This is a genomic window from Geodermatophilus sp. SYSU D00703 (assembly GCF_054050155.1).
In genome coordinates, this window is sequence record NZ_JBJGYU010000005.1 from 106600 (window position 1) to 126845 (window position 20246).

Genomic DNA, 20246 nt, shown 5'->3' on the forward strand with positions numbered 1-20246 from the left:
AGCGTCGTGGACGTGCAGACGCCCGGCGAGTTCGTGCGCGAGCAGGTGACCACCGTCCGGGAGAAGGTGGACCAGCTCGCGGGCAGCGTCGCGGAGACGGTGGCCGCGGAGCGGTCCAAGGTCTCGGCGACCAGCTCGCAGGTCGGCGACTTCATCCGGGAGCAGCGCAGCGCCGCCCGGGTGTCCCTGCGCGAGCTCGCCCGCAGCGCCGGCGTGAGCAACCCGTACCTCTCCCAGGTGGAGCGGGGGCTGCGCAAGCCGTCGGCGGAGATCCTGGCCGCCATCGCCAAGGGCCTGAAGATCTCGGCCGAGACGCTCTACGAGCAGGCCGGGATCCTCGACCGCCGGTCCGGCAACCCGGACACCGTGGCGGCCATCCGGTCCGACCCGTCGCTCTCCGAGCGGCACAAGGCGGTCCTGCTCGAGCTCTACGAGACCTACGTCCGCGAGCACGCCGCCAGCGCGTCCCCCGCACCGACCTCACCCCAGACCCCGCGAACCAAGAAGGAGTCGGCATGACCGCCACCGAGAACCTGAAGAAGGCCAGCCGGACCGTCGTGGTCCAGCAGAAGACCGCCCTGCTCGCCGCCGTCGGCGCGGGTGACCTCGCCGTCGAGCGGGCCCGCGTCGCCGCCGCCACCCTGCGCGCCAAGGCCGAGGCCCTGCCCGGCGAGGCCCAGGTCCAGGCCGACCTGGCCGCCAAGGAGGCCCGCACCCGCGCCACCGAGGCCGCCCACCGCGCCAAGGACGCCGTGCAGTCGGCCCGCACCTCCGCCCAGCACGTCGCCTCCGCCGTCCGCCCCGACGCGGTGGCCGACACCCTGTCCGGTCTGGTCAGCACCGCCCGCACCCAGGCGGTCGCCACCATCGAGACCCTCGCCCTCCGCGGCGGCAAGGTCGTCGAGGAGCTGCGCCGTCAGCCCACCGTCCGGAAGATCGTCTTCCGCGCCGAGCGTGCCGTCGACGCCGTCGAGGACCGTCTCGAGGACGTCCTCGAGGAGACCTCCGAGGCCGTGTCCTCGGCCTCCGACGAGGTGACCTCGGTCGCGCAGAAGACGGCCGCCAAGACCGCCAAGGCCGTGGACGCCGTCGAGGAGAAGACCGCCGCGGCGGCCGACTCAGCCAAGGAGGCCCTCGCGGAGACCGACGAGGCGCCCGCGCCGGCCAAGAAGAGCTCGGCCGCCCGCACGAGCACGCCGGTCAAGACCTCGGCCCGCGTGACGCGCGCTCGCACCGCCAAGCGCGCCAACCCGACGGACGTGCCCGCCCAGACCGACGCCTGAGCGAGGACCCCGTCCTCCTCACCCCTCGCACGCTCGGGGTGAGCCTCGGGACGGGGCCGCGGCGGTGCCCTGCACGGGGCCGCCTGCCCCGGAGGGCTGACAGGGCCCCGGAGCCGCACCGCGCGCTCCGGGGCCCTGTGCTGTCCGGGCGCCCCGACGGGGTCGCGCGCTCCCTGGCAGGGCCCGTCCGCGGGGTACCCTCCGGGCATGCTGTCCTTCGACGGGGTCATCTACCTCGGGCTGTACTACGGAGCCCTGGCGCTCACCGCGTACGCCCTCGTCGACGCCCTCGTTCGGCCCGCCGCCGGGTACGTGGCGGCGGGGAAGCTGACCAAGCCCGCCTGGGCGGCCATCACCGGGCTGGCCGTGCTGGTCGTCTTCTGGCAGGGGCCGATGAGCTTCCTCGGGCTGCCGGCGATCATCGCGGCGATCGTCTACCTGGTCGACGTCCGGCCCGCCGTCCGCGGACTGCGCCGGGGCGGCAGCAGCTGGTGACCCGTCAGCCCCGGTCCGCGGGCATGACGATCCAGAGCACCAGGTAGGCGACGAACTGCGGTCCGGGCAGGATGCAGGAGAGCACGAACGCCACGCGCAGCCCGGTGACGGACAGGCCGTAGCGCCGCGCGATCCCCGAACAGACACCCGCGATCACCTTGTTGCGGGTGTCGCGGCGCAGCGGCGGGCGGACAGGCGAGGTCATGCGCCCGACCCTACGGTCGTCGCGTGCTCCTGCGGGCGGTTGCCGGCGACATCACCGAGGCCGACGTCGACGTCGTGGTCAACGCGGCCAACCCCGGGCTGCTGGGCGGCGGCGGGGTGGACGGCGCGATCCACGCGGCCGGCGGGCCGGAGATCCTCGCCGAGTGCCGTGCCCACAAGGCCCGGCTGCCCGGGGGCCGGCTGCCGCGTGGACAGGCCGTCGCCACGACCGCCGGCCGCCTCCCGGCCCGCTGGGTGGTGCACACCGCCGGGCCGATCTGGTCGGCCACGCGCGACTACTCCGCGGTGCTGCGCTCCTGCTACACCGAGAGTCTGCGGGTGGCCGACGGGCTCGGGGCGCGCTCGGTGGCCTTCCCCGCGATCTCGGCGGGGGTCTACGGCTGGCCGCTGGCGGACGCCGCCGTCCAGGCCGTCGCCGGGGTGACCGCGGCGACGGTCGAGCACGTGCAGGAGGTCCGCTTCGTGCTGCGCGGCGAGGAGGCGCTCGCGGCGTTCGAGGCGGCGCTGGCCGAGCGCGGCCTCACCGGCTGAAGACGCCCTCCGGTGGCTCGGGGGAGGCCACCGCGTCGACGTCGTGCACCGGCCGCGCCCGCCCGGCGAAGCGGTCGAGCTCGGCGCCCTCGACCACCCTGCTCGGCATCGGGTCGGAGGTGCAGCGGCGGACCAGGGCGGCGATCGGCAGGTCGGCGTCCGAACCGACGGCCACCAGGTTGCCGAAGCGCCGTCCCTTGAGCGTCCCCGGCTCGGCGAGCAGGCAGACGTGCGCGAACACCAAGCGCAGCGTGGCCACCTGGGCGCGGGCGAAGCGCAGCGGCGGGCCGTCGGCGACGTTGGCGACGAACGTGCCCCCCGAGCGCAGCACCCGGTGCGCCTGCCGCACGTACTCGACGCTGGTCAGGTGCGCCGGCGTGCGCGCGCCCGCGAAGACGTCGCTCACGACGACGTCGGCGCCGGCCGGGGGAAGGGCCTCCAGCCCCGCGCGGGCGTCGGCGGCGCGGACCCGGACCCGTGCCCCGCGCGGCAGTGGCAGGTGGGCGCGCACCAGGTCGGTCAGCGGCTGGTCGACCTCCACCACCCGCTGCCGGGAGCCGGGCCGGGTCGCGGCCACGTAGCGGGGGAGGGTCAGGGCGCCGCCGCCGAGGTGGACGACGTCGATCGGCCGCCCCTCCTCGGCGGCCAGGTCCAGCACGTGCCCCATCCGGCGCACGTACTCGAACTCCAGGTGGGACGGGTCCTCGAGGTCGACGTGCGACTGCGGCGTCCCGTTGACCAGCAGCACCCAGGAGCCGTCCCGGTCGGCGTCGCCGAGCAGCTCGGCGACCCCGCCGGCCACGGGCGTGGGGCCCGGGGGGACGACCTCGGGCACGGAGCGCCGGCTCACCGGCCGCGGAGGAGGGCCTCGGCCGCGGGGTCCCCGCTGAGGGTGACCTCGGCCGGGCGGCCCCAGAGCCGGCGGAGCAGGACGTCGGCGGGCGCCTCGAGCCGGGCGTCGGCGCCGCCGTCCGGGACGTCGGTGACGCGCACCGCGCCGCGGTCGACCGCCACCCGCCACCCGCGGCCGGTGTCGGTACAGCGCACCGCCACGGTCGCCGTGGCGGTGGTGAGCGGCTCGGTGTGCGCCCACCGGGGGACGACGACCCGCAGCAGCTCGTCGACGCCGTCCTCGGCCAGCCCGGGGTCGACCGCGGTGACCGGGACCCCGGCGGCGACCTCGAGGTCCATGCGGTGGACGGCGAGCTCGTGGGCCTGGCGGCGGACCCAGGACGCGGCCACCTTCTCGGCGGCGGGGCTCATGTGCCAGGCGGGGGAGTCCGGCAGGGCGTCGCGCAGGGTCCGCACCAGGTCGGCGTGGCCGGCCGCGTACCAGTCGAGCAGGCCGTCGTCCGGCGGGCGCGGCGGAGGGGCCGGGGCGTCGGTCGAGCCGGCCCGCACGATCGCGGTGGCCCAGCGGTGGACGGCGCCGAGGTGACCCACCAGGTCGCGCACGGTCCAGGCGGGGACCCACGGGACGAGAGCGCCGAGACCCGGCGCGGCGGTCAGCCCGGCGTCGACCTCCTGGGCGAGGACGCCGAACCGCTCGCCCTCCTCGACGACGGCCTCGACGCACCGCTGCCGGAGCGCCTCGTCGATCGCCACGGAGGCCATCGTGCCCGACGGCCGGCGCTCAGCCCGGCGCGACCGCCGACCAGCGCACGGTGACCTCGCCCTGCCGCCACCGGCGGGTGGAGCCGACGAACGGCCAGCCCTGGCCGGCGAGGGCCTCGACGGCGGCGGTCCAGCGCTGGCGCGGGCCGAACGTGGACAGCCCCGCCGAGGCGGCCCAGGCCGCGTCGAGGGCCCGGAGGAACTCGTGCACCGGCTGTCCCGGCACGTTGTGGTGGATGAGCGCCTTGGGCAGCCGCTCGGCGAGGTCGGAGGGCCGGTCCAGGTCGGCCACCCGCGCCGAGAGGGTCAGGGTGAGGGGACCGTCGGCGTCCAGGGCCACCCAGGCCGCCCGCCGTCCCCACTCGTCGCAGGTGCCCTCGACCAGCAGGCCGCCGGGGCCCAGCGCGGCGCACATGGTCTCCCAGGCCCGGGCGGCGGACTCCTCGTCGTACTGGCGCAGCACGTTGAACGCCCGGACCAGCACCGGCCGCAGCCCGGCCAGCTCGAAACCGCCGACGCGGAAGTCCACCCGCGGCGGGTCCCGGTCGGCGGCGACCGCGGCCACCCGCGCCGGGTCGATCTCCAGGCCGACCACCTCGACGCCGTGCACCTCCGGGCCCAGCCGGTCGGCCAGCTCCAGGGTGGTCACCGCCGACGACCCGTAGCCGAGGTCCACCACGAGCGGGCGGGCGGCGTCCCGCAGCCGGGGGACCTGCGTGGCCAGCAGCCAGCGATCGACCCGGCGCAACCGGTTGGCGTTGGTGGTGCCGCGGGTGGGCAGGCCGAGGGCGCGCGCCCGGCCGGCCGCCAGGCGGGGGTTGGCCTTCCTGGGGAGGCTGGCCCGGCTCTTGTGATCACCTGCTGCGGCCCCGTCCCGGGCCCCGCCCCCAGCTTGCGAGGGGTGGGCAGGACGGGGTCCTCTCACGGTCCCAAGGGTAGTCGCGGTTAGCGTGGAGCCGTGCACGTCCGACGGAACGCCCCCCTGGCGGAGCTGACGACGCTGGCGGTGGGTGGTCCCGCGGAGCGGCTGGTCGAGGTCGCCGACGCCGACGAGCTGGTCGCCGCCGTGCGCGAGGCCGACGAGGCCGGTCGCCCGATGCTGCTGCTCGGCGGCGGCTCCAACGTCATCGCCCCCGACGCCGGCTGGCCCGGGGACGTCGTCCTCGTCCGCAGCCGCGGCGTGCAGCGCGACGGCGGGCAGCTGGTCGTGCAGGCCGGCGAGCCGTGGGACGACCTGGTCGCCGCCACCGTCGCGCAGGGGCTGGCCGGCATGGAGGCGATGTCGGGCATCCCCGGGTCGACGGGCGCGACGCCGGTGCAGAACGTCGGCGCCTACGGCCAGGAGGTCGCGCAGGTCATCACCGCCGTCCGGGTCTGGGACCGCGCGGAGAAGGCCGAGCGCACGCTGACGCCCGACGACTGCGGCTTCGCCTACCGCGACAGCCGGCTCAAGCGCGAGCCGGGGCGGTTCGTCGTCCTCGAGGTCGCCTTCCTGCTGGAGCCGGGGCAGCTGTCCCGGCCGGTCGGGTACGCCGAGCTGGCCCGGCGGCTGGACGTGGAGCTGGGGGAGCGGGCGCCGCTGGCCGACGTCCGCGCCGCCGTCCTGGAGCTGCGCCGGGGCAAGGGCATGGTCTGGGACCCCGCCGACCCCGACGGCCGCAGCGCCGGCTCGTTCTTCACCAACCCGATCGTCCCGGCCGGGCAGGCCGTGGAGGGCTGCCCGAGCTGGCCCGCCGGCGACGGCCGGGTCAAGCTCAGCGCCGCCTGGCTGGTGCAGCACGCCGGCTTCGGCCGCGGCTTCCGCGAGGGCCGGGTCGGGACGTCGTCCCGCCACAGCCTGGCCCTGACCACGGCCGACGGCGCGACCGCGGCCGAGCTGCTCGCCTTCTCCGACAGGGTCACCGCCACCGTGCGGGAGCGCTTCGGCGTCACCCTGGAACGGGAGCCCACCGCCGTCCGCCCGTGACACTGCGGTCCTCCGGACCCGGCCGCGTCCAGGTGCTCGCCGCGGGCCTGCGAGCGGTGAGGAGGGCGGGCTCCTTCTACTCGCGGTGCACCTTGTGCTGGGCGGCCTGGGCGCGCGGGCGGACGACGAGCAGGTCGACGTTGACGTGGTGCGGGCGGGTGAGCGTCCACGCGACGCAGTCGGCGATGTCCTCGGCCACCAGCGGCTCGCGCACCCCGCGGTAGACCGACTCCGCCTTCTCCGGGTCGCCCACGCGGTTGACGGTGAACTCCTCGGTCTTCACCATCCCCGGCGCGATCTCGACCACCCGCACCGGCTGGTCGTACAGCTCCAGCCGCAGCGTCTCGGCCAGGGTGTGCACCGCGTGCTTGGCCGCCGTGTAGGACGCCCCGCCCTCGTAAGAGATCAGCCCCGCGGTGGAGCCCATGAACAGCAGGTCGCCAGCGCCGGAGGCGATGAGCTTGGGCAGCAGCGCCTTGGTCAGCCGCACGGTGCCGAGCACGTTGACCTCGTAGGTGCGTTCCCACGAGTCGAGGTCGGCCTCGGCGACCGGGGCGGCGTCGAACGCCCCGCCGGCGTTGTTGACCAGCACGTCGACGCGGTCCAGCGCGGCGGCGAACTCCTCGACCGAGGCCGGATCGGTGAGGTCCAGCGGCAGCGCCCGCCCGCCGATGCCGGCGGCCAGCTCGGTCAGCCGGTCCAGCCGCCGTGCCCCCAGGACGACGTCGAACCCCTCGGCGGCCAGGCGCGCGGCGGTCGCCGCCCCGATGCCGCTGGAGGCGCCGGTCACGACGGCGGTCCGGCCGGCACCGGGCAGGCGCGGGGAACCGGATGCAGACTGGGTCGAGGGGTCGGGCATGTGCCCATCCTGGCGTTGTTGCAGGATGGAGAGTCGAGCGGGTGCCGTCCGGCGCCCTCAGCCGAGGCGGGAGGTCGGACGTGGCCGCTCGCCGTCGCCTCCGCTCGGCCGCGCCCCGGCGGGTGGCGACGCTCTCGGTGCACACCAGCCCGCTCGACCAGCCCGGTGCCGGTGACGCGGGCGGCATGAACGTCTACGTCGTCGAGGTCTCCCGCCGGCTGGCCGCGCGCGGCATCGAGGTCGACGTGTTCACGCGCGCCACCTCCAGCGACCTGCCGCCGGTGGTCGAGATGAGCCCGGGCGTCACCGTGCGGCACGTCAGCGCCGGCCCGTTCGAGGGGCTGGGCAAGGAGGAGCTGCCCGGGCAGCTGTGCGCCTTCACCGCCGCCGTCCTCCGCGAGGAGGCGCAGCACGAGCCGGGCCACTTCGACGTCGTCCACTCCCACTACTGGCTGTCGGGCCAGGTGGGGTGGCTCGCCCGCGACCGGTGGAGCGTGCCGCTGATCCACACCGCGCACACCCTCGCCAAGGTGAAGAACGCCGCGCTGGCCGCCGGTGACCGGCCCGAGCCGCGGGCCCGGGTGATCGGCGAGGAGCAGGTGGTCGCCGAGGCCGACCGGCTGATCGCCAACACCGCCGACGAGGCCCGCGACCTGGTCGACCACTACGCCGCCGACCCGCGCCGCACCCTCGTCGTCCCGCCGGGCGTGGACCTCGACCGGTTCACCCCCGGCGACCGGACGGCGGCCCGCCGCGAGCTGGGCGTCCCCGAGGACGCCGTGGTGCTGCTCTTCGTGGGCCGCATCCAGCCGCTCAAGGCCCCCGACCTGCTGCTGGAGGCCGCCGCGCGGATGCTCGCCGACGACCCCGCGCTGCGCGACCGCCTCCAGGTGCACGTCATCGGTGCGCCCAGCGGCTCGGGCCTGGAGGCGCCCCGGCAGCTCGAGCAGTTGGCCGCCGGGCTGGGCATCTCCGACCTGGTCCGCTTCCTCCCGCCCCAGCACGCCGAGCGGCTCGCGCAGCACTACCGCGCCGCCGACGTCGCCGTCGTGCCGAGCCACAACGAGTCCTTCGGCCTGGTGGCGCTGGAGGCCCAGGCCTGCGGGACGCCGGTGGTGGCCGCCGCCGTGGGCGGGCTGCGCACCGCCGTCCGGGACGGCGTCTCCGGCGTGCTCGTCGAGGGCCGGGACCCGGCCGACTACGCCGCCGCGATCCGCGCCGTCCTCGCCCGCCGGGAGCTGCTGTCGGCCGGCGCCCGGCGGCACGCCGGCTCCTTCTCCTGGGAGCGCACCGTCGACTCGCTGGTCGCCGCCTACACCGCCGCGGCGGAGGAGATGGCCGCGGCCGCGCGCAGGCGGGTGGCCGGTCCGGTGCTGCGCCCGGCTCGCGCGCTGGGGGCGGTGCTGCCGCTCCCCGGGGTGGCCCAGTGAGCGGCGAGCGCAGCATCGCGGAGCTCGACGCGGTGATCGAGCAGACCCTGCGCGACGACGAGCTGGTCTTCGAGCACCCTGCGCCGGGCCGCTGGCTGGTCGACCTGCCCGGCACGAAGAAGCTCAAGACCGTCTGCGGCCTCGTGGTCGGCGAGCACGCGCTGCGCATCGAGGCGTTCGTCTGCCGCCAGCCCGACGAGAACCGCGAGCAGCTGTGGACCTTCCTGCTGCAGCGCAACGCCCGCATGTACGGCGTGGCCTACTCCATCGACCGCGTCGGTGACGTCTACCTGACCGGCCGGCTGCCGCACGCGGCGCTGACCCCCGAGGAGCTGGACCGCCTCCTCGGCGCCGTGCTCAGCTACGCCGACGAGCCGTTCAACACGATGCTCGAGATCGGGTTCGGCAGCTCGATCCGCCGGGAGTGGGAGTGGCGGGTGAAGCGGGGGGAGTCCCTGCGCAACCTGGAGGCGTTCGCCGACTTCGCCGACCCCCAGCGGCGGTCCGGGACGCCGTCCGGCACGGACGGCGAGGAGTGACGGAGACCGAGCGGACGGCGCCCGGGTCCCCCGCCGAGGACCGTCCCGGCTACGCCCGCCGCTGGTGGGTGCTGGCCACGATGACCGTCTGCCTGCTCGTGGTGATCATGGGCAACACGACGCTCAACGTCGCCATCCCCACCCTCCAGCGGGAGCTCGGCGCCAGCCAGGGGCAGCTGCAGTGGGCGATCGACGCCTACATCCTGGTCTTCGCCGGCCTGCTGTTCTCCTGGGGCGTCGTGGGCGACCGCATCGGCCGCCGCACCGTGCTGCTGCTCGGCCTGTCCATCTACGCCGTCGCGTCGGTGTTCGGCGCCTTCAGCGACAGCCCGACCCAGCTGATCGTCTGGCGGGCGGTGATGGGCATCGGCGGCGCGGCGGTCCAGCCGGCCACGCTGGCGGTCATCACCAACGTCTTCCCGCCCGGTGAGCGGGGGCGCGCCATCGGCATCTGGGCCGGGGCCGCGGGGCTGGCCGTCGCCGGCGGCCCGCTGGCCAGCGGCGCGGTCCTCGAGCACTTCTGGTGGGGTGCCATCTTCCTCATCGCCGTGCCGGTCGCCGTCCTCGGGATCGTCGCGACGCTGCTCGTCGTCCCAGAGTCGCGCGACCCGTCGCCGGGCCGGCTGGACGTGCCCGGCGTGCTGCTGTCCATCGTGGCGCTGGCCGGCCTGGTCTACGGCATCATCCACGGCGGCTCGGGCGAGGGCTGGACCTCCCCGGGGGTGCTCGTGCCCCTGCTCGGCGGGCTGGCCCTGCTGGCGCTGTTCGTCTGGCTGCAGCGGCGCTCGACCCACCCGGCGCTCGACGTCACCCTCTTCCGCAACCCGGCGTTCTCCGCCGCCGCGGCCGCGCTGGGCCTGAACTTCTTCGCCCTCATGGGCGCGACCTTCTACCTCGTGTACTACCTGCAGGGCGTCCTCGGCTACGGCCCGCTGGGCAGCGGCGCCGCGCTCATCCCCATGGCGCTCGGGATGGCCGTCATGGCACCGGGCAGCTCCCGCCTGGCCGAGCGGTTCGGCGCCAAGACCGTCGTCGCCACCGGGTTCACCCTCATCACGGTGGCCGTGCTCGGGTTCCAGTTGCTCGACCGCACCTCACCGCTGTGGCTGCTGCTGGTGATCCTGTCGGTGCAGGGGCTCGGCATGGGCGCGGTGATGGCGCCGACGACCGAGTCGATCATGTCCGTCGTCCCCCGGCACAAGGCCGGCGCGGGGGCCGCGGTGAACAACTCCGTCCGCCAGGTCGGCGGCGCCCTGGGCGTGGCCATCCTCGGCTCGCTGCTGGCCTCGTCCTACGCGAGCACGCTCGGGGACGCCGTCGAGGTGCTCCCGCCCGGTGCCCGCACCGAGGCGAGCACCTCGCTGGTCGCGACCCTGGAGGCGGTGGCCGGGGTCCGCGCCGGCGGGGACGACGACGCCGCGGCCGCGGCCGCCGGCCTGCTCGACCCCGCGCAGGAGGCCTTCGTCTCGGCCATGCACGTCACCGCGATCGGGACGGCGACGGCCACCCTGGTCGCCGCGCTCGTCGTCCTCGTCTGGCTGCCCGGACGCCGGCGGCCCGCCGCTCAGGAGGCGGTCCCGGCCCACCAGTAGGTCGTCGACGTCCGCGGCCGGTCGTCGCGGAGCCGCTGCATCGCCTCGGCCACCTCCGGCTCCCGCTCGACGGGCAGGCACAGCCGGCGCCGGGTGAAGGCCAGGACGACCTCGTCCGGGGCGTCCTGCCAGGGGTCGGGGCGCGACTCGGTGGCCGACTCCGCGGCGACGCCGAGCTCGGCGAGCACCTCGCCGAACAGCGCCGCGCTCGGCCCGGTGGGGCGGTCCTGCCCGTGGAAGTGACGCCACAGCGCCCGCATCGAGGTCCACGGGTGCAGGTCGCCGAGCTCGACGACCACCCGGCGGCGGGCGTGGTCGGTCAGCGCGGCGACGAACCCGGCGAGCTCGGGCACGTTGTAGACGACGTCCGCGGCGACGACGACGTCGGCGGGCGGCACCTCCCCGGCGACGTCGGGCCACCGGCCGAGCCAGGTCCGCACCGGCGTCGTGCCCGCCGAGTCGCGGTACCTCTCGAGCATCTCGGGGGAGGAGTCCACCGCCAGCAGCTCGGCGGCGCCCACGGGGATGCTGGCCCGGCCGCCGCCGCAGCCGACGTCGAGCAGGCTGGCGGGTGCCGCCTCGCGCGCGACCTCGACGGTGCGGCCCGGGCGGCGGGTGCTGCCGAATAGGCCGGGCGGGAACCCGTACGGCGACTCCGGAGCGGCGGCCAGGATCGCGGGGTCGATGGTCCACGCGGCGAGTTCGTCAGCCCAGCGCTGCACTGCGGTCACCGGCCGATGGTCCCCTGCAGGGTCCCGCCGGGAGCCTGCGGGTGGTGGGGGGGCAGGAGGGTCGCCCTTGGGCTCTTGGCCCCCTGCAGGGTCCCGCCGCGAGCGTGCGGGTGGTGGGGGGCAGGGGGTCCTTCTAGCGTGGCGGCGGTGCAGGACCAGCCCGGGCAGCAGCGCTTCGTGCGGGCGCTCGTGGGGCTGGTGGCGGCCTCGGCGCTGGCCTACCCGATGCTGCTGTGCGCGGTCGAGCTCGCGCTGGCCCAGCTTGTCGTCGTCGACGTCCCCGCGGTGGTGCTGTGGCTGGCCGTGGCGGTGACCTGCAGCGTCGCGCTGGTGGCCGCGCTGCGCTGGGGTGCCGAGCGGCCGGTCCGCAGCCCGTGGCTGCTCACCGGGCTGGCGCCGCCGGCCGCGTTCGAACTGTGGGTGGTGTGGCCGCTGCTCACCACGTGAGCCCGGACCGCCCCGCGTCGGGCAGGATGACCGGTGTGACGACGACTGCTCCCGGGACGCTGGTGCTGCTCCGCCACGGCGAGAGCGAGTGGAACAAGGCCAACCTGTTCACCGGCTGGGTGGACGTGCCGCTGTCGGAGAAGGGTCGGGCCGAGGCCGCGCGCGGGGGTGAGCTGCTCGCCGAGCACGGCCTGCTGCCGGAGGTCGCGCACACCTCGGTGCTCAAGCGCGCCATCTCCACCGCCGAGCTGGCGCTGGCCACGGCCGACCGGCAGTGGATCCCGGTGAAGCGCTCGTGGCGGCTCAACGAGCGGCACTACGGCGCGCTGCAGGGCAAGGACAAGGCGCAGACGCTCGCGGAGTACGGCGAGGAGCAGTTCACGATCTGGCGCCGCTCGTACAGCACGCCGCCGCCGCCGATCGAGGCCGGCAGCGAGTACGCCCAGGACGACGACCCGCGCTACGCGATGCTGCCGCCGGAGGTGCGGCCGCAGACCGAGTGCCTGGCCGACGTCGTCGTCCGGATGCTGCCGTACTGGTACGACGCGATCGTCCCGGACCTGCGGGCGGGCCTGACCGTGCTCGTCGCCGCCCACGGCAACAGCCTGCGAGCGCTGGTGAAGCACCTCGACGGGATGGGCGAGGACGAGGTCGTGGGCCTCAACATCCCGACCGGCGTGCCTCTGCGCTACGACCTCGACGACGACCTGCGGCCGGTCAAGCCCGGCGGCGAGTACCTCGACCCGGAGGCGGCCGCCGCCGCCATCGAGGCGGTCAAGAACCAGGGCAAGCGCTGACGAGCCGGCCCGGGAGGGGTCGGCGAGGAAGCGCTGGAGCCCTCCCCGAGGAGGGTCGGGGAGGGCTCCACACAGCAGGGGCACGGCACCTGGCCGCGGTCGATCGCCCGGAGGGCGATCAGTCGGCCTCGCCCGTGAGGTCGTCGTCCGGAGGACGACAGCTCACGTCGCCGTGGCGTGCATCTCCCGCTCGCCGGTGACGAGGAAGACCACCCGGCGCGCGACGCTGACCGCGTGGTCGGCGAACCGCTCGTAGTAGCGGCCCAGCAGGGTGATGTCGATGGCCGCCTCCATGCCGTGCGGCCAGTCCTTGGAGAGCAGCTCGCGGAACAGCTGGCGGTGCAGCTGGTCCATGAGGTCGTCGTCGGCCTCGAGGTGGGCGGCGGCCTCGACGTCGAGCTTGGCGATCACCGTGGCGGTCTGGCTGACCAGGCTCTCGGCGACGTGGCCCGCCTCCAGGAAGATCGGGCGCAGCTCCTGCGGGACGGCAGGCTCCGGGAAGCGCATCCGCGCCAGCTTGGCGACGTGGACGGCGAGGTCGCCCATGCGCTCGAGGTCGGCGATCATCCGCATCGCCGCGGTGATGGTCCGCAGGTCGGTGGCGACCGGCGCCTGACGGGCGAGCAGGGTGAAGCAGCGCTGCTCGATGCTCTCGCGGGTGGCGTCGATGCGGTCGTCACCCTCGATGACCAGGTTGGCCAGCTCGATGTCGGCGTCCAGGAGGGCGGTGGTCGCCTTGCTCATCGCCGAGCCGACCGAGTTGGCCATGTCGACCAGGCAGCTGTTGATGTCCTCGAGTTCCTCGTGGTAGTGCTGGCGCACCGTCGTCGTCCTCCTCGTCGGCCGGCCGGACCGGACCGTGGCTCGCGCGCCGGGTACCGGTGTGTTCGACTCCCTGGCGCTGTCTCCGTCGAGCGTAGGACCGCATCCACACCCTCTCCGACCTCCCGGGTGAACGACTGGGCACGGGAACGTGAACAGTCCCGGTACGGGGACGAGCCGCCACTCGGACGAGGGACGACCGGCGTGCCGGGCCGCCTAGCATCGAGGCCGTGAGCCCCACGGTCGCCCTCGTGGTCGGCCTGGTCATCGGTGGTGCCCTGGTCGCCACGGTCCTGCTGCGCTACGCCCGTCCCGACTTCGACCGCTCGCCCCCGCCCCCGGCGCCGCCGATCGCGGAGGCGGTGTTCGCCCGCCGCCTGCTCGACCTCATGGACCCGGCGGTGCTGCTGCTGGACGCCGACGACGTCGTCGTGCTGGCCAACCCGGCGGCGCGCGCCCTGGGCATCGTCCGGGACACCCGGCTGCTGGTGCCCGAGCTGCTCGAGATGGCCCGCGAGGTCCGCGACGGCGGACGGCGGCGGGCCGACGTCTCGCTCCCCGGGCCCCTGGTGGGTGGCGGGCCGCGGCTGGTCGGGGTCCACGGCGTGCGGCTCGAGCCGGGTTCCACGCCCGGTGGCCCGGTGGCGCTCGTGCTGCAGGACGTCACCGAGGCCCGCCGGGTGGAGGCCGTCCGCCGCGACTTCGTCGCCAACGTCGGGCACGAGCTGAAGACGCCGGTGGGGGCGCTGTCCCTGCTGGCCGAGGCCGTGGAGGACGCCTCGGACGACCCGGAGACCGTCCGGCGCTTCGCCAGCCGGATGACGCACGAGGCCGACCGGCTGGCGCGGCTGGTCCGTGAGCTGATCGACCTGTCCCGGCTGCAGGGCGGCGAGCCGCTGCCGGACCTGGTGCCCGTCGACGTCGACACGGTCGTCGCCGAGGCCGTCGACCGCACCAAGCTGGCCGCCGCCGCCAAGCGCATCGTCATCGCCAGCGGAGGCCAGCGCGGGCTGGTCGTGCGCGGGGTGGAGGCGCAGCTGGCGACCGCGGTGACCAACCTGCTGGCCAACGCCGTCGCGTACAGCCCCGACGGCACGCGGATCGCCGTCGGGGCCAGGGCGCGGTCCGGCTTCGCCGAGATCACGGTGACCGACAGCGGCATCGGCATCCCCCGGCAGGACCGCGCGCGGATCTTCGAGCGCTTCTACCGGGTCGACCAGTCGCGGGCGAGCAGCACCGGCGGCACCGGCCTGGGCCTGGCGATCGTCAAGCACGTCGCCAGCAACCACGGCGGCTCGGTGAGCGTGTGGAGCGAGGAGGGCCTCGGCTCCACGTTCACCCTGCGGATCCCGCTCGCCGCCCGCACCGCGGGCGAGCACACCACCGGCGACGACGTCGCCGCCCCCGACCCCGCCGGCGACGTCGTCGCCGAGCACCCCATCCCCGGCGACACGGTCGCTGAGGACGCCCCGAAGGGACGGTCATGACCCGAGTGCTGGTGGTGGAGGACGAGGAGTCCTTCTCCGATGCGCTGTCCTACGTGCTGCGGCGGGAGGGCTACGACGCGGTCGTGGCCGCGACCGGCCCCGAGGCGCTGGCGGAGTACGACCGGGGCGGCGCCGACGTCGTCCTGCTCGACCTGATGCTGCCCGGCCTGCCGGGCACCGAGGTGTGCCGCGCGCTGCGCGCCCGCGGCAACGTGCCGATCATCATGCTGACGGCCAAGGACTCCGAGGTCGACAAGGTCGTCGGGCTCGAACTGGGCGCCGACGACTACGTCACCAAGCCCTACTCCGCCCGCGAGCTGGTGGCCCGGATCCGGGCGGTGCTGCGCCGCCGTGGCGACGTCGAGGCCCCGGTCGAGTCGACGCTGGAGGCCGGACCGGTCCGCATGGACGTCGAGCGGCACGTGGTCGCGGTCGACGGCGAGCCGGTGGCGCTCCCGCTCAAGGAGTTCGACCTCCTGGAGCTGCTGCTGCGCAACTCCGGCCGGGTGCTGACCCGCGGCCAGCTCATCGACCGCGTGTGGGGGTCGGACTACGTGGGCGACACCAAGACCCTCGACGTCCACGTCAAGCGGCTGCGGGCCAAGATCGAGCCGGACCCGGCCAACCCCAAGCACCTGGTCACGGTGCGCGGCCTGGGCTACAAGTTCGAGGCCTGACGGCGCGGTCCCGGGGCGGCCCCGTCCAGGGGCTCGCCGCGGCCCCGTCCCCGGGTCACCCTGAGCTCGAGAACGGGGTCCTCCTCCGGTCAGGAGGACGGGCCCCCTACTGGCCCCGGCCGGTCTCCTCCTGCAGCTCGTCGATCCTGCGCGAGGCGTCGGCCTTGGTGAGGTACTCGGGGACCTCCTCGCCCGCCTCGCGGGCGAGGGTGTTCAGGTAGCTCTTCTGCGCGCCGGTGGCCGGCTCGTCCCCGGTCACCCAGTCCGACGGGTCCTTCTCCGTGGTGCGTTCGGTGTGCGCGGTGGATTCGCTCATGTGTTCGAGCGTAGGCCGATGCGCGCCCGTCCGCACGGCGAGTTCAGGCCCGCGCCAGCTCGCGCGCCGGCCGGGCCGGGACCGCGCGCTCCTCGGTCCGCTGCCGCCGGGTCTCCTCCCAGCGGCGCCCGGTGCGGTACACGTGCACCGCGCCGCAGGCCGGGCACTCGACGTGCATCGCGATGTGGGTCGGGTGGTTGACCACGGAGCGGATGCGCCGGTCGGCGACGAGCTCGTCGGTCCGGGTGACGGGGCAGGTGATCAGGAACATGGGATGAGCGTGCTCCCGGCCACACTCCCGCACGAGTGGCAGGACTGACCGCAATCGCAAGTTCTCTGCCATGATGGCGGCATGACCGCTGAGGGCCGTCCGCTCGTCGTCAGCACCGTCGTGGCCGACGGGCTCGTGGGCAGTTTCGGCCTCGGTGTCGCGGCCGAGGTCTTCGGCTACGACCGCCGCGCCATGGGGTTGCCCCGGTTCGACTTCGGGCTGGTCACCGAGCAGCCCGGCGTCGTCCGCACCGACACGGGCATCCCCATCACCGTGGAGCACGGCCTGGACCGGCTGGCGGCGTCCGACATCGTGACGATCACCGCCTGGGAGCTGTACGACCGCGTCCCGTCGCCGCAGCTGCTCGACGCCTTCCGCGCCGCCCACAACAACGGCGCCCTGATCGTCAGCCAGTGCACCGGGGCCTTCGTGCTCGCCGCGGCCGGCCTGCTGGACGGCCAGCGGGCCACCACACACTGGAAGTACGCCGGCGAGCTGGCCGCCCGGTACCCGCGGGTGCAGGTCGACCCGATGGTGCTCTACGTCGACAACGGCCGGATCATCACCGGGGCCGGTACCGCCGCGGGCGTGGACACGCTGCTGCACGTCGTCCGCCGGGAGTGGGGTGCGGCGGCGGCGAACGCGCTGGCCCGGGAGATGGTCGTGCCGCCGCACCGCGACGGCGGCCAGGCCCAGTTCATCGACGCGCCCGTCCCCGCCTGCGAGGACGACCTGCTCGGCGCCGTCCTGGAGTGGGCGTCGGCGCACCTGGCCGAGGAGATCAGCGTCGACCTGCTGGCGCGGCGGGCGCTGATGAGTCCGCGCAGCTTCGCCCGCCGGTTCAAGGCCACCACGGGGACGACGCCGCACGCCTGGCTGCTCGGCCAGCGGCTGGCCGCCGCCGAGGAGCTCCTGGAGAACAGCGACGCGCCCGTCGAGGAGATCGCCCGGCTGGTCGGCTTCGGCACCGCGGCCGGGCTGCGCGAGCAGTTCACCCGCCGCCGCGGGGTGTCGCCGCGCGCCTACCGGCAGACGTTCCGCAAGGCGGTCCCGGCGGTGGCCGCCGAGGAGACCGCCGCCTGATCAGGCGCCGGGGATCGGGCGGGCGATCCCGACCAGGGAGTCCAGCCGGCCGGCGTTGGCCGGGGCCAGCGGGCTGCGGATCACCCGGGTCAGGGCCAGCCCGGCCCGGGCGAGCAGCAGCGCGTGGGTCCGCGGGGTGAAGTGCCAGATGTGCTCGGTGGGCTTGAGCGTCCACCAGAGGGTGCCCAGCAGCCGGGCCGGCAGCGACGAGTAGTAGGGGGTCGAGAAGACCACGACGCCGTCGTCGGCCACCTGGGCACGCACCGTGCGCCAGAAGGACAGCGGGTCGGGCACGTGCTCGACGGTGTCCCAGGCGCAGACGACGTCGAAGCCGGGGGTCAGCGGGGCGTCCTCGAGCTGGCCGCAGAACACGTCCAGGCCGAGGGTGTCCTGCGCGTGCTTGGCCCCGGTGCGGGAGAGCTCCACGCCGGACGTCGTCCAGCCGGCCTCGCGCGCCGCGGCCAGGAACAGGCCGTAGCCGGCGCCGACCTCCAGCAACCGGCCGCCCGCCGGTGCGCCGTCCCGGGCGCGGTCGACCAGCCGCAGGCGGCCCGCCGTCCACGTGCGCTGGAGCAGCATCGCGGGGGAGAGGCCTCTGGACGCCGGGGCGTCGACGTCGGTGGAGACCGCGTTGCCGTACACGCCGCCCTCGAAGTACCCGGCGTCGTCGTAGAGCCGCTGGAGCGCCTCCGGCCGCAACCGCGGGCTGATGAACACCAGCGCGCACTGCGGACAGCGCACCACCCCGAACGGGGCGACGTCGTGCACCAGCGTCCCGGGGACGCCGCACAGGCAGCAGACGACCTCCTCGGTGTCCTCGGCCGTCCAGCGTCCTCGCTCCGTCACGGAGGTCAGCCTACGGAGCCCTCGGCGGTGTCCCCGGTAGCGGGAGACCGGACCGCGACCGGCGGGTCGGTCTGCTCGGTGCCCTCGGCGGCGGCCGGGTAGCGCAGTGCCAGCAGGCTCTCGATGCGGCGCCGGACGACGGGCGACACCAGGCCGTCCCCGTCCTCGGCGCCCAGCAGCTCACCGGGGACGACGACGTAGCGGTCCGGCGCGGCGTCGGCCTGGGCCAGGAAGGCGCGCCGCACCGCCTCGGGGTCGGCGTCCGCCGGCCCGGCCGTGACCGGGGAGTCCACGACCACGGTGAGGTCGGGCAGCAGGCCGCGGGTCGCCCACAGCGACGTCCGGAAGATGCGGTCGGCGTCGAGGCCCTGGCCGGCGCCGTGGAAGGCGATCGAGGTGTCCACGTAGTGGGTGTTCACCACCACCTGGTTGCGCTCGAGCGCCGGGCGGATGACCGTCGCGACGTGCTGGGCGCGGTCCGCGGCCGCCAGCAGTGCGGCGGTGTGCGCCCCGACCGGCTGCCCGTCGTCGTCCGTCATCGGCTCGGAGGCCGGGAAGCCGGTGCCCGACCCCGGCGGAGGGGGGAAGAGCACGCCGCGCACCCGCCGGCCCAGCTGGGTGTCGCTGGGCTCGGAGGTGACGACGACGGGGCAGCCGCAGTCGCGCAGCACGCGGGCGACGTCCTCGGTGTAGCGGCGGGTGAGCTCGCGGTCGGCGCCCTCCACGACGACGAACAGCCCGACGCCCGACGAGGACGCCGACAGGATGTCCGAGCTGCCCCAGAGCAGGCGGAGCACGTCGCGGAAGCGGGTGCGCGAGCGCCCGGCCGCCACCTGCCGGCGGGCGTAGGCGCTCACCACCAGCGCGATCAGCCCGCCGACGAGCAGGGTCAGGCCGGGGCCGGTGACGGTCAGCCGCAGGTCCCCGAACTGGAGGTCGTGGCCGCCGAGCAGCCCGGCGAGGCCCGGACCCACGGCCACGGCCAGCAGCAGGACGATCCGCACCGAGGAGACGACGAACGCGAAGACCCGGCCGCGCAGCCGGTCCTCCACCTCGAAGCCGATCAGCGTGTAGCCGATGATCCAGCTCACGCCGGCGAACAGGCCGACGAGGAAGGCCGCCCCGGTGGCGAGCACGAAGTCCCGCAGGACGGACATGGCCAGCAGCGCCAGGCCCGCCAGGCCGATGGCGTTGGCGAAGACGCTGCGGCGCGGGACGGTCGGCAGGACGCGCGGCCCCACCAGCATGCCGATCGCCAGGCCGGTGAAGACCACGCCGAAGACCACGCCGTACCCGGCGGTGCCGGCCTCCAGCGTGGCGACGTAAAGCTGGGCGACGCCGATGGTGAGCCCGCCGGCCCCGAACGCGCCGATGACGCCCACGTAGAGGGCGCGCATCAGCGGCCGGCCGCGGAGGAACGACACGCCCTCCACCACGAGGGAGAAGACGTTGCGCTGCTCGCCGTCCCGGTCCGCCGGTGTCCCCGGGATGAGCCGACGGGAGAGCAGCACGGTGAGCGCGCTGAGCCCGAAGCTGGCCGCGTTGACCACGAGGGCGACGACGATCGCCGTCCTGGCCTCACCGCCCTCGCCGCCGCCGGGGAACACGCGGGTGATCGTCGACAGCAGCGCGAACAGCAGCGAGGCCACCGGGACCGCGCCGTAGACGGAGAACAGCGAGATCTGGTTGGCGACCGCCAGCCGTTCCCGGGGCACGATCGCCACCCACATCGCCTGCTTGGCCGGGTTGGTGAACAGCCCGACCGCCTCGACGAGGAACTGGGCGACGTAGAGCCAGGTCAGCTCGTAGGTGAAGGCGATGGACAGGTACAGCGACATCGCCAGCAGCTCGCCGACCACCACGGTGGTGCGGCGGTCCAGCCGGTCGGCCAGCGCGCCGGCCAGCGGGCCCAGGACCAGGTCGGGCAGCAGGCGGGTGAGGATCACGCCGGAGATGGCCGCGCCCTGCACGGCCAGGGACTCCTCGCGGGTCAGCTGCTGGGCCATCGCCGTCGTGGCCAGCAGACCCAGCCAGTCGCCCAGACTCGAGACGGCGATCGCCGCCCACAGCCGGCGGAACACCGGGATGCGGACCAGGGCGACGAAGGCATTGTCGGGGCGCGCATCGTCACCGCGGGACCGCTCCCCGGCCGAGGGAGGGCCCGCCGCCGCGCGCTCCTCAGTCACAGTCCCCGCCGTCCGCTCGTCCGTCCGTTCGAGCGCGAGGGTAGTGGCG

General features: G+C 75.3%; 24 protein-coding genes. 13 read left to right on the forward strand and 11 right to left on the reverse strand.

Annotation, left to right across the window (positions count from 1 at the left end):
* The first annotated feature begins 12 nt into the window (after positions 1-12).
* The 3 genes from ACI782_RS08305 to ACI782_RS08315 all read left to right on the forward strand — a co-directional run bounded on the left by ACI782_RS08305 (position 13) and on the right by ACI782_RS08315 (position 1778).
* On the forward strand, positions 13-519 hold the full coding sequence (locus tag ACI782_RS08305; RefSeq protein WP_456907985.1) for a helix-turn-helix domain-containing protein: 507 nt from the start codon (positions 13-15) through the stop codon (positions 517-519).
* A complete protein-coding gene (locus ACI782_RS08310; RefSeq protein WP_456907987.1) occupies positions 516-1283 on the forward strand; it encodes a hypothetical protein in 768 nt (255 codons plus the stop codon). Before ACI782_RS08305 ends, ACI782_RS08310 begins: the two co-directional genes overlap by 4 nt.
* Before the next feature lie 207 nt (positions 1284-1490).
* Complete coding sequence (locus tag ACI782_RS08315) at positions 1491-1778, forward strand: DUF2516 family protein (RefSeq protein WP_456907989.1); 288 nt, start codon at positions 1491-1493, stop codon at positions 1776-1778.
* A 4-nt stretch (positions 1779-1782) separates the two neighbouring features.
* On the opposite strand, the gene ACI782_RS08320 is transcribed toward ACI782_RS08315, so the two are convergent.
* On the reverse strand, positions 1783-1983 hold the full coding sequence (locus ACI782_RS08320; RefSeq protein WP_456907991.1) for a PspC domain-containing protein: 201 nt from the start codon (positions 1981-1983) through the stop codon (positions 1783-1785).
* 23 nt (positions 1984-2006) lie between these two features.
* Between ACI782_RS08320 and ACI782_RS08325 the strand changes: the two genes are divergently transcribed.
* On the forward strand, positions 2007-2534 hold the full coding sequence (locus tag ACI782_RS08325) for an O-acetyl-ADP-ribose deacetylase (RefSeq protein ID WP_456907993.1): 528 nt from the start codon (positions 2007-2009) through the stop codon (positions 2532-2534).
* Here the strand turns inward: ACI782_RS08325 and ACI782_RS08330 are convergent.
* Genes ACI782_RS08330 through ACI782_RS08340 form a run of 3 tightly spaced genes read right to left on the reverse strand, consistent with a single transcriptional unit; the run spans position 2524 to position 5073 of the window.
* On the reverse strand, positions 2524-3384 hold the full coding sequence (locus ACI782_RS08330; RefSeq protein ID WP_456907995.1) for a spermidine synthase: 861 nt from the start codon (positions 3382-3384) through the stop codon (positions 2524-2526). The genes ACI782_RS08325 and ACI782_RS08330 overlap by 11 nt on opposite strands.
* Entirely contained in the window at positions 3381-4139 is a 759-nt protein-coding gene (locus ACI782_RS08335) for a maleylpyruvate isomerase N-terminal domain-containing protein (RefSeq protein ID WP_456907997.1), read from the reverse strand. Before ACI782_RS08335 ends, ACI782_RS08330 begins: the two co-directional genes overlap by 4 nt.
* Positions 4140-4167: 28 nt before the next feature.
* Complete coding sequence (locus ACI782_RS08340; protein ID WP_456907999.1) at positions 4168-5073, reverse strand: class I SAM-dependent methyltransferase; 906 nt, start codon at positions 5071-5073, stop codon at positions 4168-4170.
* 33 nt (positions 5074-5106) lie between these two features.
* Between ACI782_RS08340 and ACI782_RS08345 the strand changes: the two genes are divergently transcribed.
* Positions 5107-6114 (forward strand): UDP-N-acetylmuramate dehydrogenase, encoded by a 1008-nt coding sequence (locus ACI782_RS08345; RefSeq protein ID WP_456908001.1) that lies wholly within the window; start codon positions 5107-5109, stop codon positions 6112-6114.
* A 76-nt stretch (positions 6115-6190) separates the two neighbouring features.
* On the opposite strand, the gene ACI782_RS08350 is transcribed toward ACI782_RS08345, so the two are convergent.
* Complete coding sequence (locus ACI782_RS08350) at positions 6191-6973, reverse strand: SDR family oxidoreductase (RefSeq protein ID WP_456908003.1); 783 nt, start codon at positions 6971-6973, stop codon at positions 6191-6193.
* Positions 6974-7053: 80 nt separating this feature from the next.
* Between ACI782_RS08350 and mshA the strand changes: the two genes are divergently transcribed.
* Genes mshA through ACI782_RS08365 form a run of 3 tightly spaced genes read left to right on the forward strand, consistent with a single transcriptional unit; the run spans position 7054 to position 10534 of the window.
* Complete coding sequence (mshA, locus tag ACI782_RS08355; protein ID WP_456908005.1) at positions 7054-8403, forward strand: D-inositol-3-phosphate glycosyltransferase; 1350 nt, start codon at positions 7054-7056, stop codon at positions 8401-8403.
* Positions 8400-8942 carry a YbjN domain-containing protein gene (locus tag ACI782_RS08360; protein ID WP_456908007.1) on the forward strand — a complete coding sequence of 181 codons (543 nt, stop codon included), beginning with the start codon at positions 8400-8402 and terminating at the stop codon, positions 8940-8942. The genes mshA and ACI782_RS08360 overlap by 4 nt, the downstream gene beginning before the upstream one ends.
* Positions 8939-10534: an MFS transporter gene (locus ACI782_RS08365; RefSeq protein WP_456908009.1), complete on the forward strand. Its 1596-nt coding sequence runs from the start codon at positions 8939-8941 to the stop codon at positions 10532-10534. Before ACI782_RS08360 ends, ACI782_RS08365 begins: the two co-directional genes overlap by 4 nt.
* Here the strand turns inward: ACI782_RS08365 and ACI782_RS08370 are convergent.
* The gene (locus ACI782_RS08370; protein WP_456908011.1) at positions 10507-11265 is read right to left on the reverse strand and encodes a class I SAM-dependent methyltransferase; all 759 of its coding nucleotides are present in this window, start codon (positions 11263-11265) and stop codon (positions 10507-10509) included. The genes ACI782_RS08365 and ACI782_RS08370 overlap by 28 nt on opposite strands.
* A gap of 147 nt (positions 11266-11412) precedes the next feature.
* Between ACI782_RS08370 and ACI782_RS08375 the strand changes: the two genes are divergently transcribed.
* Together ACI782_RS08375 and ACI782_RS08380 are read left to right on the forward strand one after the other, a co-directional pair.
* Positions 11413-11712 (forward strand): hypothetical protein, encoded by a 300-nt coding sequence (locus ACI782_RS08375; RefSeq protein ID WP_456908013.1) that lies wholly within the window; start codon positions 11413-11415, stop codon positions 11710-11712.
* Between the two features lie 35 nt (positions 11713-11747).
* Positions 11748-12509, forward strand: a complete 762-nt coding sequence (locus ACI782_RS08380) for a phosphoglyceromutase (RefSeq protein WP_456908015.1) — start codon at positions 11748-11750, stop codon at positions 12507-12509.
* Positions 12510-12671: 162 nt separating this feature from the next.
* On the opposite strand, the gene phoU is transcribed toward ACI782_RS08380, so the two are convergent.
* On the reverse strand, positions 12672-13331 hold the full coding sequence (gene phoU, locus ACI782_RS08385; protein ID WP_456908017.1) for a phosphate signaling complex protein PhoU: 660 nt from the start codon (positions 13329-13331) through the stop codon (positions 12672-12674).
* Between the two features lie 230 nt (positions 13332-13561).
* Here phoU and ACI782_RS08390 point away from each other — a divergent pair, with 230 nt between their 5' ends.
* Both ACI782_RS08390 and ACI782_RS08395 read left to right on the forward strand, forming a co-directional pair.
* Complete coding sequence (locus tag ACI782_RS08390) at positions 13562-14818, forward strand: sensor histidine kinase (RefSeq protein WP_456908019.1); 1257 nt, start codon at positions 13562-13564, stop codon at positions 14816-14818.
* Positions 14815-15495 (forward strand): winged helix-turn-helix domain-containing protein, encoded by a 681-nt coding sequence (locus tag ACI782_RS08395; protein WP_456908021.1) that lies wholly within the window; start codon positions 14815-14817, stop codon positions 15493-15495. Before ACI782_RS08390 ends, ACI782_RS08395 begins: the two co-directional genes overlap by 4 nt.
* Before the next feature lie 106 nt (positions 15496-15601).
* Here ACI782_RS08395 and ACI782_RS08400 read toward each other — a convergent pair whose 3' ends face one another.
* Positions 15602-15811, reverse strand: coding sequence for a DUF3072 domain-containing protein (locus ACI782_RS08400; protein WP_456908023.1), 210 nt, complete (start codon positions 15809-15811; stop codon positions 15602-15604).
* Positions 15812-15854: 43 nt separating this feature from the next.
* Positions 15855-16082, reverse strand: coding sequence for a hypothetical protein (locus tag ACI782_RS08405; RefSeq protein ID WP_456908025.1), 228 nt, complete (start codon positions 16080-16082; stop codon positions 15855-15857).
* Between the two features lie 81 nt (positions 16083-16163).
* On the opposite strand from ACI782_RS08405, the gene ACI782_RS08410 reads away from it, so the two are divergent.
* A complete protein-coding gene (locus ACI782_RS08410; RefSeq protein WP_456908027.1) occupies positions 16164-17165 on the forward strand; it encodes a helix-turn-helix domain-containing protein in 1002 nt (333 codons plus the stop codon).
* On the opposite strand, the gene ACI782_RS08415 is transcribed toward ACI782_RS08410, so the two are convergent.
* Together ACI782_RS08415 and ACI782_RS08420 are read right to left on the reverse strand one after the other, a co-directional pair.
* Complete coding sequence (locus tag ACI782_RS08415) at positions 17166-18011, reverse strand: class I SAM-dependent methyltransferase (RefSeq protein ID WP_456908029.1); 846 nt, start codon at positions 18009-18011, stop codon at positions 17166-17168.
* Positions 18012-18016: 5 nt separating this feature from the next.
* The gene (locus ACI782_RS08420; protein ID WP_456908031.1) at positions 18017-20197 is read right to left on the reverse strand and encodes a bifunctional MFS transporter/dTMP kinase; all 2181 of its coding nucleotides are present in this window, start codon (positions 20195-20197) and stop codon (positions 18017-18019) included.
* Between the last annotated feature and the right edge of the window lie 49 nt (positions 20198-20246).